Source organism: Flavobacterium sp., assembly GCF_043722275.1.
Lineage (GTDB): Bacteria > Bacteroidota > Bacteroidia > Flavobacteriales > Flavobacteriaceae > Flavobacterium.
Window position 1 is genome coordinate 24,780 of the sequence record NZ_JAYSPC010000091.1, and the last position, 15,734, is coordinate 40,513.

The 15,734-nt window shown below is 34.4% G+C and carries 10 protein-coding genes and 1 riboswitch; of the genes, 7 read left to right on the forward strand and 3 right to left on the reverse strand.

The window, feature by feature from the left end:
- Window positions 1-75: 75 nt before the first annotated feature.
- From ACHZDT_RS11705 to ACHZDT_RS11735, 7 genes are all read left to right on the forward strand, one after another.
- Entirely contained in the window at window positions 76-3,465 is a 3,390-nt protein-coding gene (locus tag ACHZDT_RS11705) for a TonB-dependent receptor (protein WP_394774808.1), read from the forward strand.
- A 19-nt stretch (window positions 3,466-3,484) separates the two neighbouring features.
- Entirely contained in the window at window positions 3,485-5,020 is a 1,536-nt protein-coding gene (locus ACHZDT_RS11710) for a RagB/SusD family nutrient uptake outer membrane protein (protein ID WP_394774809.1), read from the forward strand.
- A 741-nt stretch (window positions 5,021-5,761) separates the two neighbouring features.
- On the forward strand, window positions 5,762-7,585 hold the full coding sequence (locus tag ACHZDT_RS11715; protein ID WP_394774810.1) for an alkaline phosphatase: 1,824 nt from the start codon (window positions 5,762-5,764) through the stop codon (window positions 7,583-7,585).
- 291 nt (window positions 7,586-7,876) lie between these two features.
- Window positions 7,877-7,976: riboswitch (SAM riboswitch) on the forward strand.
- A 299-nt stretch (window positions 7,977-8,275) separates the two neighbouring features.
- Complete coding sequence (locus ACHZDT_RS11720; RefSeq protein ID WP_394774811.1) at window positions 8,276-9,262, forward strand: redoxin domain-containing protein; 987 nt, start codon at window positions 8,276-8,278, stop codon at window positions 9,260-9,262.
- A gap of 351 nt (window positions 9,263-9,613) precedes the next feature.
- Complete coding sequence (locus tag ACHZDT_RS11725; protein WP_394774812.1) at window positions 9,614-11,116, forward strand: aminotransferase class V-fold PLP-dependent enzyme; 1,503 nt, start codon at window positions 9,614-9,616, stop codon at window positions 11,114-11,116.
- Window positions 11,117-11,342: 226 nt separating this feature from the next.
- The gene (locus ACHZDT_RS11730; RefSeq protein WP_394774813.1) at window positions 11,343-11,789 is read left to right on the forward strand and encodes a VOC family protein; all 447 of its coding nucleotides are present in this window, start codon (window positions 11,343-11,345) and stop codon (window positions 11,787-11,789) included.
- A 235-nt stretch (window positions 11,790-12,024) separates the two neighbouring features.
- On the forward strand, window positions 12,025-13,074 hold the full coding sequence (locus ACHZDT_RS11735; protein WP_394774814.1) for a beta-ketoacyl-ACP synthase III: 1,050 nt from the start codon (window positions 12,025-12,027) through the stop codon (window positions 13,072-13,074).
- A gap of 226 nt (window positions 13,075-13,300) precedes the next feature.
- Here ACHZDT_RS11735 and ACHZDT_RS11740 read toward each other — a convergent pair whose 3' ends face one another.
- The 3 genes from ACHZDT_RS11740 to ACHZDT_RS11750 all read right to left on the reverse strand — a co-directional run bounded on the left by ACHZDT_RS11740 (window position 13,301) and on the right by ACHZDT_RS11750 (window position 15,329).
- Window positions 13,301-14,242, reverse strand: coding sequence for a proline dehydrogenase family protein (locus ACHZDT_RS11740; protein ID WP_394774815.1), 942 nt, complete (start codon window positions 14,240-14,242; stop codon window positions 13,301-13,303).
- A gap of 32 nt (window positions 14,243-14,274) precedes the next feature.
- Window positions 14,275-14,577 (reverse strand): ArsR/SmtB family transcription factor, encoded by a 303-nt coding sequence (locus tag ACHZDT_RS11745; protein ID WP_394774816.1) that lies wholly within the window; start codon window positions 14,575-14,577, stop codon window positions 14,275-14,277.
- 155 nt (window positions 14,578-14,732) lie between these two features.
- Entirely contained in the window at window positions 14,733-15,329 is a 597-nt protein-coding gene (locus tag ACHZDT_RS11750) for a hypothetical protein (RefSeq protein WP_394774817.1), read from the reverse strand.
- Window positions 15,330-15,734 lie beyond the last annotated feature (405 nt).

Below are 15,734 nucleotides of genomic sequence, written 5' to 3' on the forward strand. Positions count from 1 at the left end.
ATTTAAAAATTTAAAATAATAATAAAAGTTCCACAAATAAAACCCTACAATCAAAAACAATTAAAACCCACAATCATGAATGAAAAACAAATGCGGTATGTCGTAAAGTGTCAAAGCGTTAAAAAATCGGTGTTGACGAAAGCGCTTCTGTTTGTTGCTTTATTTTTTATCGGATTAACAACAAAAGCAGGAAGTGTTGATATTGGCAAACGAGTAACATTAAAAGTAGAGAATGAAAGTATAAAAAATGTATTCCAAAATATTGAAAAACAAGCCGATGTGCATTTTATGTACGAAAGCAATCAGGTAAATACCAATCAAAAAATTAGTTTAAAATTAAACAATGTAACCTTAGAACAGGCATTAGACAAAATATGCAGCAATTTTTTACTGAAATATGAAATTGTAAGCAATAATATTGTCATCAAAAAAAATCAGAAACTTGCGGATTCAGAACAAGGAAAAATAAACCTTTCGGGAACTGTTTTTGGCGGTGATGACGGAATGCCTTTGCCGGGCGTTGGCATAAAAGACAAAGATTCTGATGCCACCGCAACGACAGATTTTGACGGAACTTTCAAGATGGAAATCAACTCATCGGAAGCTGTACTTATTTTTTCGTACGTAGGTTATGTAACCCAGGAAGTGAAAGTAACGCAAGCGGATAAAAACATAAGCATCAAGCTTGTAGCTGATATGAAACAACTTCAGGAAGTTGTGGTTATGGGTTACGGAAGTGTAAAAAAGAACGAAGTTTTAGGCGCTGTTGGAACTGTTTCCATGAAAGAAACTTCAAGTAGAACGTACAATACCGCAGCCGAATTATTGCAGGGAACTGTTGCCGGTGTTACGGTAATTAACAATGGTGGAGATCCTACGGCGGAACCTACAATCAACATTCGCGGAATTGGTTCGTTAAATGCTGAAACGCCTTTAATTGTTTTGGACGGAATCATTTACAGCGGTTCATTAAATACATTAAACCCAAATGATATTGCATCGATTAGTGTTTTGAAAGATGCGGCTTCGGCGGCAATTTATGGCGCAAGAGCTTCGGGCGGTGTGATTTTGATTACGTCTAAAAAAGGAGTTTCTGACCGAATTAATGTGAATGTAAATTATCAGGGCGGAGTTCAAAGCGTGGCAAAAACATTAAACGTTTTAAATGCCGGCGAATATGCTGACGCAATGAATACGGCAAGGGATAATGCAGGTTTGCCCAGAATTCCGGCGTTTGATCCGGCGTTTGAACCTACGGCAAGAACTACAAAAACAAATTGGATGGATGAAATTTTCCAGACAGGACAAATTCAGGATTTATCAATTTCAGTAAACGGAAAAACCGAGAAATCGAATTTCTTTTTATCAGGAAGTTATAGAAAAAACGAAGGAATTTTATTGAATACTTTCGGAAGCCGTTATACAGCAAGAGCAAATTCATCGTTTAAGCTTGCGCCAAATTTTACTTTAGGCGAAAACTTATCGTATTCCTTAACAGATGGTCAGGCGGCAAATACAACAAGCGGTTATACCGGAGCGATTTTGGCAGCGATATTTTATCCGCCAAATGCTACGATTTACAGGGAAGACGGTTCAGGACATTTTGGAGGAGTTCCGGAGAAATATATCGGTTCTTATGGTGACGTGATTAATCCGGTGGCGTATTTAAAACGATTGGATAACAGAAATCCTATTTCGACTATTTTGATTAATCCGTATGCCGAATGGGAAATTATTCCAGGCTTAAAAATAAAATCAAACTGGGGCTATACGAGAATCCAAAACAATTCAACTGACTTTGCGGTAAAAATTACAGAACCGGGTAAGATATTCGATTTCAACAGATTAACGCAAACAAATGCAACAACTATAGATTTGTTGAGCGAGCAAACAGTTTCTTACGAAAAATCATTAGGGAAACATAATTTCAAAGCTTTGGCGGGTTATACGTATCAGCAAACCAAAAGAGATTTTTATACTATTCAGGGAACTGGTTTCGATAACGAAGATGCATCACAGCGTTATTTATTAAACGCAAAACTTATCCAGCAATTGGGCGCAGGAATGTCTGAAGAGATTATTTCATCCTATGTTGGAAGATTGAATTATGATTTTAATCAAAAATATTTAATCTCAGGAATTGTGCGTCGTGACGGAACTTCAAAGCTAACGTCAGAAAACCGCTGGAAAGTATATCCTTCAGTTTCTGCGGGTTGGTTAATATCTGAAGAGGAATTTATGAAAGGGATTAATCCGATAGTAAGCAACTTAAAATTACGTGCAAGCTGGGGACAAATTGGGAATTTAGGAAACCTGGGACCTTACCAATTTAGTGTTCCGTTGAATCAGACTCAGGCTTTGATAGGTTCAAGTCCAGTGATTAATTACGGATATTCTGAAAGTGAATTATCAAACCCAAATTTAAAATGGGAAAGTTCAGAGCAGACAAACGTAGGTTTAGACTTCACGATGTTCAATAATGCGTTGTCAGGATCTCTGGATGCGTATGTAAAAACCAACAAAGATATGCTGGTTCGCGATCAGCTTCCGGGTGTTTCAGGAACGCCGCTTGGTCGAATTGTAAACTCAGGAAATGTTGAAAATAAAGGGATCGAAGCCAGTTTAATGTACCAGAAAACTCGTGGAGATTTCAAGTTTGATATAACGGCAAATGCAGCATTTTTAAGCAATAAAATTGTTTCGATCAAAGATGATTTGACATCTCTTGAACCTTTAAATCTTACCAGAGTTCGTAGTTTGCCTTTAGCGAATATTTACGAAGTAGGAAGTCCGGTTGGTGCTTTTTACGGATATTCTACAGATGGATTGTTCCAAAGTAATGCCGAAGCAAAAGCCTATACAAATACAAAAGGCGAAGTGTATCAGCCAAGTGCGGTTGCGGGAGATATTAAATTTAAAGATGTAAACAGCGATGGCGTAATCAATAACAGCGATAGAGTTGTATTAGGAAATCCGTTTCCTAAAACTACTTTTAGTTTGAATATGAACTTTAGATACAATGGTTTTGACATGAATGTGTTTTTTAGCGGAGCAGCAGGAAACAGCGTTTTTAATGCCGTAAAATATACGGGATTAAATGGTTCTTTCCCTGGATATAACTTATTAGCTGAATCTAAAAATGCGTGGTCGCCTACCAATACAAACACAGATATTCCGGTACTTTCTGCGACGGATAACAATAATAACTTCGGGAGAATCTCTGATTTTTATATCGAAGATGCATCTTTCGTAAGATTAAAAAACCTTTCTATAGGTTACACGGTTAAAGATCAATGGCTGAACGGAAAAGCAAAACTTAGATTTTTTATCTCGGCACAAAACCTTTTCACAATCACGAATTATTCAGGAATGGACCCGGAAATTGGCTTGAACAACTTTGGAATGGACTTAGGTAAATATCCACTTTCCCGCATTTATATGACGGGTGTAAACGCAACTTTTTAAAAAATATAAAACAAATAAAATGAAAAATTTAAGTCTTTTATTAATGAGTTTTCTGCTTTTATTGAGCACGACAGCTTGCGAAAGTGAACTTGATTTAGTGCCTCAAGGAGCTCCGTCAAGCGGAAATTTCTGGAAAACACCTGCCGATGCAAAAGCAGGAGTGAACGCTATTTATGCTTTATATTCTGATGATAATATGTACGGCCGTGGTTTTTTCTGGCTGAATAATGCGAGTGATGATATAGGAACAAAACCAAGGCAAAATGCTGAACGTATCAAAAATTTTATTGTTGACGGAGCAGAATCTGATACAAAAGATATTTGGAGATTACACTACGAAGTGATGAAACGCTGTAACGATGTAATTCGTAATATCCCGAAGATAGCATTAGACGATAAAACTAAAAATATGATGCTTGGTGAAGCGTATTTTAATCATGCCGTAATGCATTTAGAATTGGCGTATCATTATGGAGATGATCGTGCAGGAATACCAATTCAGGATCGCGAAGATCCAACAAATGTATATGTGCCACGCGCTAAAAATGTGGCCGAAAACTACGCGTATATCGCAGCAGATTTAGTAAAAGCAGCAGATTTATTACCTTATTTCAACGAATTAACGTCTGATAATTACGGGCGCGCACATAAAACCGCAGCCTGGGGATATTTAGTTCGTACGTATTTGTATGCAAAAGATTGGGACAACGCGATTAAATATGCCAATATGATTGTAAACAGCGGAAAACATAAATTGCTTGACAATTTTGAAGATGTGTTTAAAATCAAAAATAACTGGTCGTCAGAATATATATGGTCTGTAACTTCAAGTGCCGAAAATACTTCGTTAGGTTCAATATTTCCGGGAGTTTGCCTTGAAGATAAAGGTTGGGGAGTTTACAACGGCTGGGGAAATTTTTATCCTACCAAAGAATTGTTCGATACTTATGATCCAACAGATAAAAGACGAAGCGCGACAATTTTACAAAAAGGGGATAAATTCATGTATTTTGGTGAACTAGTGACTTTTAACGAAGGAAAATATATAGTAAGTTCAAGTAACAGAACAGGTTATCAGTTTAATAAATACATGGAGCCTTTTGGTTATGCAAAAACAACGTCTGGCGGAATCGATATTCGGTATGTAAATGCTAACGGTGACAAACCGTCAACGGCTTTAAACGTTCCGCTTTTGCGATATGCCGATGTCATTTTAATGTTGGCTGAAGCCAAATTAATGAAAGGCTTAAACGCTGATATTGAAATTAATATGATTAGAAATCGTGCAGGTTTAGCCAGTATTTCCGGAGCAACTTTAACGGATTTAAAAAGGGAAAGACGTTGCGAACTTGCCGGAGAATGGACAGACCGTCATTTTGATTTAGTGCGTTGGGGCGATGCTCAGGCAACTTATGCAAAACCATTGCACCATTATAACGGAAGCGTGATTTATCCTGCGCGTAATTTTAACCCTGCAATTCACCACGTTTGGCCAATACCACCAGATGAAATCGCAGTGAGCAAAGGAGCATTAACCCAAAATAAGGGTTGGTAGTTTGTAGTTTATTTTGTTTATTTTTTTTTTTACGCTGCAAGCTTGTCGGAGCTTGCAGTTGTAATGAAAAATTATATTAATTAAAGATTAAAAATAGGCGGGTTTTTGCATTGTGATTTTCTGCTTTAATATGTCAGTATAATCAAGTCCCAGCGGAGCGATATATTTATAGCTATTATATAGATTATAGAAGTTAAGCTCCAGCGGAGCGATATATTTATAAATAAATTTCTCCTTATAGTATATCATTTCGAGGAACGAGAAATCACACTAGAAATTCCATGTAGAAAAGCAAATCTTTTAATGTTGCCAAAAATTAAGTCCCAGCGGGACAATATATTTATAGCTATTATTACATTGTTGAGTTTAAGCTCCAGCGGAGCGAAATATATATAAAATTAGATTTTCGTTTTAGTATGTCATTTCGAGGAACGAGAATCACACTAGAAATTCCGTATAGAAAAGCAAATCTTTGGCGACTTACTTGTGTGTCCTTCGACTCCGCTCAGGATGACAAACCTGATGTTGATTTTTAGTTCGACAAAAAATGTTCTCATTTTTGTCATCCTGACGGAGGAAGGATCTCCGCAAGAAACTCTACAATGCAGGGTGACAATCTTTGGTGAGTTACTTGTGTGTCCTTCGACTCCGCTCAGGATGACAAACATGCGTGTTAAAAAAATAATTACATAATAATAAAGTAAACCCACGACTTCAAATAGAATAAATCTTATTTTTCATATGAAAAAATTAATCACCCTTTTTTGCCTTCAATTTTTCGTGATTGTTCAGGCGCAAGAATACAGTTCGTCTAATATTCACTCGCATAATGATTATGCTAGTAAATTGCCTTTTTATGAAGCGTATTCAAATGAATCAGGCGTTATTGAAGCCGATGTTTTTTTAGTTAATAATGAACTTTTTGTTGCGCATACGTCTAAAGAAATTACAACGCAAAACACGCTTAAAAGTCAATATCTTGATCCTTTATCCAATAAATTAAAAGCTTTAAACGGAAAAGCATATCCAGACAATAAACCTTTGATTTTAATGATTGACATCAAGACAGAAGTTGATGCAACGCTAAAATTAATCGCGCAGCAATTAAAAACATTTCCGGATATAATATCGAATAAAAACATAAAAGTAGTCATTTCAGGAAATAGACCTTCGGCAGCAAACTGGAAGGATTATCCTGATTTTATTTATTTTGACGGAAGATTGAATGAGAATTATTCGGCAGAACAATTGTCTCGCGTTGAAATGATTAGTGAAGATTTGAAAGAAATCACAATCTGGAACGGAAAAGGTGTAATGACGCAATTTGATGCGGAAAAAGTACAGGCAATTATTAAAAAAGTACACGATCAAAATAAAAAAGTTCGGTTTTGGGCAACGCAGGATAATGTAAATACATGGATGACTTTAATGAACCTGAAAGTTGATTTTATTGGTACAGATAATGTCCCTGAACTGACGCATTTTATCAACAATATCAAATCGACATTTTATCAAAATACCGAGTTTCACGAAGCTTATATTCCTAAAAACGGAGTGAAATTTTCTAGAAAAAATCCAAAAAATATTATTCTTTTAATTGGTGACGGAATGGGATTAACGCAGATTTATTCGGGATATACGGCAAATAAAGGTCAGTTGAATTTATTTAACATTCCAACTCAGGGATTATCAATTACAAAATCATCGGATAGTTATATTACAGATTCTGCTGCGGGCGCAACGGCAATGGCAACGGGACATAAAACCAATAATCGCTTTATTAGCGTTGATGAAAACGGAAAACCATTGGAATTAATCACTCAGCAATTGGTTAAAAAAAATTACAAAACGGCCATTATTTCGGCAGGAAATATTACAGATGCTACGCCAGCTTGTTTCTACGCACATCAACCGGAAAGGAGTTACAGCGAACCAATTGCAGAAGATTTTTTAGCAAATCCGTCTGATATTTTAATTGGAGGAGGAGCAAAGGAGTTCAATTCAAGAAAAGACGGCAAGGATTTATCGAAGGTTTTGATGCAAAAAGGATATACTTTTTCGGATAAATTCAGCGCTTTAGACACTATTAAAAATGCTAAATTTATTGTTTTAGATGATGCTTCGGTAGTTTCGATGAAAAACGGAAGAGGAGATTTTTTGACTAAATCTTTGGCGAAAGCAACCTCGACTTTTTTGAAAACTAAAAATCCATTTTTCATAATGGCGGAAGGTGCGCAAATCGATTATGGCGGACATCAAAATAATGTGGAATATGTGGTTCGCGAAATGCTTGATTTTGATAAATTAGTGGGTCAGGCAATGGCATTTGTAGATAAAAATCCCGACACACTTTTAATTGTAACGGCAGATCACGAAACTGGCGGATTATCCTTAATCGACGGAAATATTGAAAAAGGATATGTTCACGGAAGTTTCAGTACAAACGATCATACGGCAGTTCCGGTTCCTGTTTTTGCTTACGGACCAGGCGCACAAAATTTTACGGGAGTTTATCAGAATACCGAAATTTATTCTAAAATTTTAGAATCTCTTTCGACAAAATAAGAGTTCTGTTTTCTAAAAAGACGATAAATTCTCGTAAATGAAAATATAGTTTTATAGTTATAATATATTTTTTAATAATTTAAAAAGAGACAAATCAGAAATATCCGAATTGTCTCTTTTTGCTATTATAGCTCTAATTAAATATTTTTTTTAAGGATTTATGATAGATAACCTTTGCAAAAGGCTACCAGTTTTAACACCTATTTACAATTATTTTAAAAAATATTATTTTAAACTATACTAATTAGATAGAATTTATATATATTTGTATCAGCAGAATGTTTCTGCGTAAACTTATCCAGAAAGACTGAGGGATTAGGCCCTGTGACGTCTTAGCAACCTGTTGCCCAATAAGGTGCTAAATCCTTCCGCTAAGGCGGACAGATAAGAAAGATTTCCTTGGTAAATCTGAATAAGATCATTATGTTAAAACCTTTTTTATAATTAAAATGAAAATTAAGCTATTCAATTTAAACGCCTTTTACAATCAAGTACAATTGCCTTTCCCGGAAAACGAAGTTTTAGTTTTCCGAATGCGCAGCCGCTAATTTTTACAATCCCTTTTTTCTTCAATATTTCCATTAGACCATTTTTAAATAGGTCGAGAGAATTTTTATGTCCAATTAAAAACACAAATTACATGAACTTTCAAGTTTTAAACTTGACAAAGTTCAACTTAAACTCCATAAAATGAAAAAAATAGTATTATTTCTAGCCGTATGTTTTTCTGCAACGGCAATTCAGGCACAAGATTCAAATGTTCAGTTAAAAGGAACTGTTACAGACACAATTGTAAAATATGTATATCTGCAAAAGTTTCATAATAAGATGTTTACCACAATAGATTCGGTGAAAGTAGTGGATGGAAAGTTTGGTTTTAAAACCAAAGTAAAACTTCCTGAATTATACGGATTAAGCGTTAATACAGCGAATAGTCCGTTGTATATTTTTCTTGAAAAAGCGCCAATTACTGTACAATTAAGTCCGGTTAAATATTACAGTACTTCGGTTGTTGAAGGTTCTGCCTCTCAGGATTTATTCGATATTTATCAAAAAACGGAGAACGTTGATATAAGTAAATTTATAACAGAACATCCTGGTTCTCTGGTTTCTGCTTATGTATTGTATAGAAATTGGTCGTACAGATTAACTCCGGAACAAATTACGCAAAACATTGCGCTTCTAGATCAAAGTCAGCAAAATTCAACTTATGTAAAAGAATTAAAGGAATTGGTTACGGTTTTAAACGGATTACAAATTGGAAAAAAAGCACCTGATTTTGTTTCTAAAAATCCTGAAGGAAAAGATATTCGTTTTTCTGAAAATCTAAACGGATATACTTTGGTTGATTTCTGGGCTTCATGGTGCGGACCTTGCAGAAGAGAAAACCCGAATATTGTTGCTGCTTATAAAGAATATCATGATAAAGGTTTCAATGTTTTTGGAGTTTCTTTAGATAAAAAGAAAGAAAACTGGGTTAAAGGAATTCAGGACGACAATTTAAACTGGCTTCAAGTTTCGGACTTACTTTTCTGGAATAGTGCAATCGCAAAATTATACGGAGTCAGAGCTATTCCTGCCAATTATCTGGTAGATTCAAAAGGAATTATTGTGGCAAAAAATCTTCGTGGCGAAGAACTTCAGGCTACGCTTAAAACGCTTTTGAACAGGAGTTAAATGTTAATAATTCCACGCTTGTTTTTCATTTCGACGCAAAGAGAAATAACACTAAATGTGTCAATCTTTGTTGAATACCGGATGTGATTTCTCGTTCGGGATGATGGTGATTGTCAAAATAAAAATCTGCTCAATCTGCAAAATCTGCGAGAAATAAAAACCAAATCCCTTATATAAAAGATTTGTTTTTATCAGAAATCGAAATGACCAACTTACCGGATACTGTATGTGTATAACAAGCAAAACACCTTTTTTTTTTCAGCATACAAAACCTATGTTTCTATGTTTTGAAAATAATTACACACACCAGAATTCAATCAAAATAAAAAGTCAGTTAAATTTAAAAATGATATGGAAATAAATGCAATTGAGAAGATAACGAAACCAAGTCAGTTAGAGCGATATTTTTCAAAATTCAGAGAAAATACAATAGGAGTAAACCACACTTTCGAGTCGGTTTATGGGCAGCAAAAATTATTATATGCAGATTGGGTCGCAAGCGGAAGATTATATGTGCCGATTGAAGATATTATGCTGAATAAAATAGGTCCGATGATTGCTAATACGCATTCTTTTTCCAGCGAAACAGGAAAAACATCGACTTATGCTTATAATCACGCCAGACAATTGATTAAGAAGCATGTAAACGCCAATGAATTTGATGTTTTAGTTACAACAGGAACGGGAATGACGGCTGCTTTATCAAAATTACAGCGTTTTATTGGTTTGCGTTCGGCAGATAATAAATCGAATATTGCGCTGGATAATACTAATAAACCAGTAGTTTTTATTACGCATATGGAGCATCATTCTAATCAGGTTTCATGGTATGAAACTAATGCGGATGTTGTGGTATTGCCACCGGATGAAAACAACTTGGTTGATCCCAAAATACTTTCAGAATTACTTGAAAAATATGCGGACAGAACGTTGAAAATAGGTTCGTTTACGGCGGCTTCAAATGTAACGGGAATTATTACGCCGTATCACGAACTGGCTAAAATACTGCATCAAAATAGCGGACTTTGCTTTGTTGATTTTGCAGCTTCCGGACCTTATGTAAAAATCGATATGCATCCTGAAGATCCCGAAAAACAATTAGATGCTATTTTCTTTTCTCCGCATAAATTCCTTGGCGGACCCGGAACTTGCGGTGTTTTGGTTTTTAATGAAAAGTTATATAAAAGTGATATTCCGGACAATCCTGGCGGAGGAAATGTAAAGGCTACAAATCCTTGGGGACGATATCATTACAGTGATTCAATAGAAGTAAAGGAAGATGGCGGAACTCCGGGTTTTTTGCAGGTTATAAGAACGGCTTTGTCTCTGGAATTAAAGGATAAAATGAATGTCGAGAACATAAAAAACAGGGAAAAAGAATTGCTTGATTTGTGTTATTCTGAATTTCAAAAAATTCCGGGTTTATCAATTTTAGGAGATATTGAAACGGACAGGATTGGTTGTGTTTCTTTTTTGATTGATGATATTCACTATAATTTAGTTGTCAGGCTTTTAAACGATCGTTTCGGGATTCAGGTTCGCGGCGGATGGTCGTGCGCGAGTACTTATGCGCATTATTTATTTGATATTGACGAGGAGAAATCGAATGAATTAACGGAGGAACTTCTTCAGAAAAACCAAAGTAATAAACCAGGATGGGTTCGTTTATCATTGCATCCGATAATGACAAATGAGGAACTTTTATTTGTTTGTGAAGCCATTCAAAAAGTAGTTTTAAATAATAAACAATGGCAAAAAGATTATCAGCATAATTGTGCTACAAATGAGTTTGAAAGTATTATGTGTAAGGAAACTATTGCTGATGATGTAAAGGAATGGTTTACGTTTGAATAAAAGTGATTACAAGTAAAAAGGTTTATATTTTAACATCTTATTAAAAAAATACTTTACACATAGAAACATTAGGATTTATAGTTGAAAAGATTTAAAAGCAAACAAAGAGAAATATTTCTTTCGCATAGCTTTGTGTGTTTTAAATAAGTGAAACGCCTTTTTTGAGTTAAAAAATGTATGTTTCTGTGTTAAAAAAAGAAACATCAGCGAATATAAAAACATCATAATGAATAATAATATTAAAGGATTTCATCATTTTGCTATTAAAGCTCAGGATTTTGAAGGAACAGTACAATTTTACAAAACACTTAATTTTGAAATAGCACACAGCTGGAGTTTGCCAGAGTTTAATCTGGAAAAATGTGTAATGTTGAAAAATACTCAATTTGATTGTTACATAGAAATCTGCGACAGTAATGCCAATTTCCCCACACAGGGCCGAAAGCGAAAACAAGGAGATCCATATGTCGAAAATTCGCTTTTGCATATTTGTTTTATCGTGAACGATGCAAAACAAGCTTATAACGAAGCAATAGAAAACGGTGCAAAACCATTATCAGATAAGGAAACCCTTGAACTTGAAAATCGCAGGAAAGTGGTAACGGTAAGTAACAGTTTGGTTTATAGTCCGAATGGGGAAGTAATTGAATTTCTGGAGTCGGTTATTTTTTAGTTATTATCTAAAATTTTACCATTGATTTTTGATTAATTTTCGGAATTACCCTTCTAAAACTCCGAAATTATTAATTTGGTAACCTTCTTAGATCAATTGTTTAACTTATATTTATGATTTTAGACTGCATGTTTAGAGCCATCGGCCTTGTCTTTTCCAAATTCTTAGCGTTATTTTGTAAATTCTTTTTTATCATTTAGAAAAAGAGACCAAAAACAAAAAATCTATATAAAGGATGAATGCAACAATAACAGCTATCGGTGGCTTTGTACCCAGTTATGTACTTAGTAATGAGATGATTTCGAAAATGGTTGATACAACAGATGAATGGATTCAGAAAAGAACAGGGATAAAAGAGCGCAGATTAGCGACTAATGAAAATCTGTCAACATCAGATCTTGCCAATGCTGCAATTCAGAATTTATTAGAAACTTATGAAATTGATCCTTTAGAAATTGACGGATTAGTTTTAGCAACTGCAACTCCGGATCATCTTTTAACACCTACAGCAAGTAAAGTTTGCGAGATTAGCGGTTTTACAAATGCATTTGGGTTTGACTTAAACGGCGCTTGCAGTGGTTTTTTATATGCATTAGAAATGGCTACGACTATGATTGAAAGCGGCCGTTATAAAAAAGTTGTTGTTGTTGGCGCAGATACCATGAGTTCTATTGTTGATTATGAAGACCGTAATACTTGTATTCTTTTTGGAGATGGAGCAGGAGCGGTTCTTTTAGAGAAAACTGAAAAAGAATGTGGCGTAATGAAAAGTATTTTGAGAACAGATGGCAGCGGAACATCGGCATTGTATGTTCCTGCAGGAGGCTCTAAAGTACCGGCTGGTATGCAAAGTATTTTACACAGGGAACATTTTATCAAACAAGAAGGTTCATTTGTATTTAAAAAAGCAGTTGAATCAATGAGCAGCGTTTCTTGGGATGCACTTGCCAGCAATGATTTAAGTGTTGAAGATATTGACTGGGTTGTGCCACATCAGGCGAATCTGAGAATTATCAAAGCAGTTAGCGAACATTTGAATATTGGTATTGAAAAAGTCAAAGTGAATATCCATAAATACGGTAATACAACCTCAGCAACGATTCCGTTATGCCTTTGGGATTTTAAAAATGATTTTAAAGAAGGTCAAAATATTTTGATTACGACTTTTGGAGCTGGTTTTTCCTGGGGCGCAACTTGTATCAAATGGGGTGTTATGAGAGCACTGAAAGCGGTACAATATTCAACAAATGCCGAATTATTGAAACGTAATTTAATGTATCAATAGAAGCGAAACTCTTCAGTTTTAAAAATCCTGATTTAATTATACATTTATATTAGGCTTGCATTCTATGCTATTACTACTTTGAAAGATCGCGGGCTTAGATTTAATCTAAAATAAAAACACAGGACCAATTTTTATAATTTGTCCTGTGTTTTTATTTTTATCCGTTTACAATTTCTTTCAATTTTATAGAATTTGGAACAAGTATGAAAAAATTAATCATAAAGTATTAATTTACAATATCATGCAATGCCTGGAATATGTTTAATGGATATTCTGCAATTCGGTTACACAAATACAAATACCATTCTTTTCCGTACACAAAATATAGTTTAGTAGAATATCCTTGTTCTTTTAGATTGATTAACTGTTGCGTTTGGATTCCGTACAAGCTTTCAAATTCATATAAATCTTTACCAGGTTTATAGTTTTCAATTAACGAGACAACTTCTTTCTGGATCACATCATGATGCGTTGCAATGGCGCAACTGTGTTTTCTGGATAATAATTGGTCGATGTAGTATAAATAACGCTCATTAAGTTCAGCTCCTCTTGGGATTGAAACATCTTTTGGAGTTTCAAATGCGCCTTTAACGATTCTGATTCTTCCGTTTTCTTTTATTAAATCCTCAAAATCATCTTTTGATCTGTGTAAATAAGCCTGAAGTGTTATCGAAGTATTTTTATAGGTTTTAGATGCTGTTTTGTAGATGTCGATAATTGCATCTGTAATTGCTACATTTTCGGCACTAATTGTAACTTCTATATTTTCTTTTTCGGCTTCCTGACAAATTAAATTCAAATTATTAAGACATAATTCGCGCGAAATCGACAATCCGATATGGGAAAGATCAAGAGAAAAAGTCGAATTTAATTTTTGGGATTTAATTTCGTGAGCAATTCTAATAAATTCGTTGGTTGCTTCAACAGCTTCTTTTTCTGTTAGCGTGTTTTCGCCCATAAATTCCATCGAACACTTAAAACCTTCTTTGTTTTGAGCCTTTACTTTAACAATAGTTTCTTCAAGTGTTTCACCGCCTATGTAGCGATCGGCGGCTTTTTTTATGGTTTTAAATAAAACTTCATTAGAAAGTATATATTCTTTGGCCTGTTCATTCAATGCCGCTTTTCTTAAAGCATTGGCTCCCATTAATAGTAAGTCTTTTTCCATTTTCCTGATTAATTTTTAGCTGTGTTAAAGTATCAAAGCTCGTTTGATAATGTATTGATATAATTTAGAATTTCACTTTCATTTCGTCTGTAATACGTCCATTTACCATGTCGTGTTGCAATTAGCAGATTTACTTTTTGAAGCATTGTTAAATAATGCGAAACGGTTGATTGTGATAAACCTGTTTTGTCCTGTATATGACAAACACAGACTCCGTCGCTAAAATCTGGAACATATATTTGTTTGGGAAAATTATCTTCCGGTTTTTTGAGCCAGTGTAATATATCAACCCGAATCTGGTTTGATAATACTTTATTAATTTCTATAAAATCCATATTGTAAATATATAATTATATATCGAGATATATCGATATGATTATAAAAAATAATAATTTAAAAAGCCACGGGTCTTCAACTTTTAAATTGAAAACTCATGGCTTTACTTTTTTCTACATAATGATGTAGGCGCAGAATTTTTTAAAAGACTTTATTATTCTTTGTATAAAATAATAGTGGCTTTATATCCTGTACCAACATTCCATTGACTTGCTTCAATTACAACGCCTTTATCATCAAAAACCTGAAATTCGGCTGTATTTGGTGATGCAGAACCTTCGTTTAACGCTTCAAAATCAATTTTGTTGATTCCTTTTACTAATGTTATTTTAAACCCTTGAAATTCGCCATCTAAACTCACTTCTTTTTCAATCACTTTATCATTAAGATATACTCTGATTTTATCGCCATCTACAAAAGCAGCATCACGATAACGAACTGTTGAAATAGATGAATTGGTTACAAAACCTCCCAAATATTCGTTTCTTCTGTAAAAAATTCCCTCAACATTAGCTTCTTGTTTGTAGAGGATATTATTTTTAAAAAGTTCATCCGGATTAATTTTTAAAACAGTTTCGTCTTTTAAAGGTGCCGGATCTGTGTTTGGCGGCGGATCTGTAGGCGGTGCCAAAGGCTCTTTAAGGTCAGGGTTTTTTGAATTAATGGGTTTGTATTTCCCATTCACTTCTTTTTGTGCATATCCTTGTATAGAAACGGCCATTATAATAGCCAGGAACAATATTCTTTTCATAAAACGTAATATTAATAAATAAAATAAAAGTTACGCATTAAAATTTAAACGCGTTAACTCGTTTAAATAAAACATTTAATTAGAGTATTTATTGCCTTTAAAAAGAATTTTTCATGAGATTAAAGATTACTTTAAACCCGACAGGTTTTTGAAACCTGTCGGGTTTGATATTGTAACTTTTATAGATGTAAATTATGCGTATTTGAATATCGACAAAGTAAACCCGACAGGTTTTTGAAACCTGTCGGTTTGATGCTGTATTTTTATAGATGTAAATTATTCGTATTTGAATATCGACAAAGTAAACCCGACAGGTTTTTGAAACATAAGTGTTCGGAAGATATTTTAAGTTGTATTAAATAGTGGTGATTTACTGGGATCTCCATCGCAGATTACCACTATTTC

Bases quoted from the DNA above. Each gene is read 5' to 3' on its own strand.
- ACHZDT_RS11710 (WP_394774809.1), top strand. From the start codon at position 3,485: ATGAAAAATTTAAGTCTTTTATTAATGAGTTTTCTGCTTTTATTGAGC.
- ACHZDT_RS11735 (WP_394774814.1), top strand. From the start codon at position 12,025: ATGAATGCAACAATAACAGCTATCGGTGGCTTTGTACCCAGTTATGTA.
- ACHZDT_RS11720 (WP_394774811.1), top strand. From the start codon at position 8,276: ATGAAAAAAATAGTATTATTTCTAGCCGTATGTTTTTCTGCAACGGCA.
- ACHZDT_RS11740 (WP_394774815.1), bottom strand. From the start codon at position 14,242: ATGGAAAAAGACTTACTATTAATGGGAGCCAATGCTTTAAGAAAAGCG.
- ACHZDT_RS11745 (WP_394774816.1), bottom strand. From the start codon at position 14,577: ATGGATTTTATAGAAATTAATAAAGTATTATCAAACCAGATTCGGGTT.
- ACHZDT_RS11715 (WP_394774810.1), top strand. From the start codon at position 5,762: ATGAAAAAATTAATCACCCTTTTTTGCCTTCAATTTTTCGTGATTGTT.
- ACHZDT_RS11730 (WP_394774813.1), top strand. From the start codon at position 11,343: ATGAATAATAATATTAAAGGATTTCATCATTTTGCTATTAAAGCTCAG.
- ACHZDT_RS11750 (WP_394774817.1), bottom strand. From the start codon at position 15,329: ATGAAAAGAATATTGTTCCTGGCTATTATAATGGCCGTTTCTATACAA.
- ACHZDT_RS11705 (WP_394774808.1), top strand. From the start codon at position 76: ATGAATGAAAAACAAATGCGGTATGTCGTAAAGTGTCAAAGCGTTAAA.
- ACHZDT_RS11725 (WP_394774812.1), top strand. From the start codon at position 9,614: ATGGAAATAAATGCAATTGAGAAGATAACGAAACCAAGTCAGTTAGAG.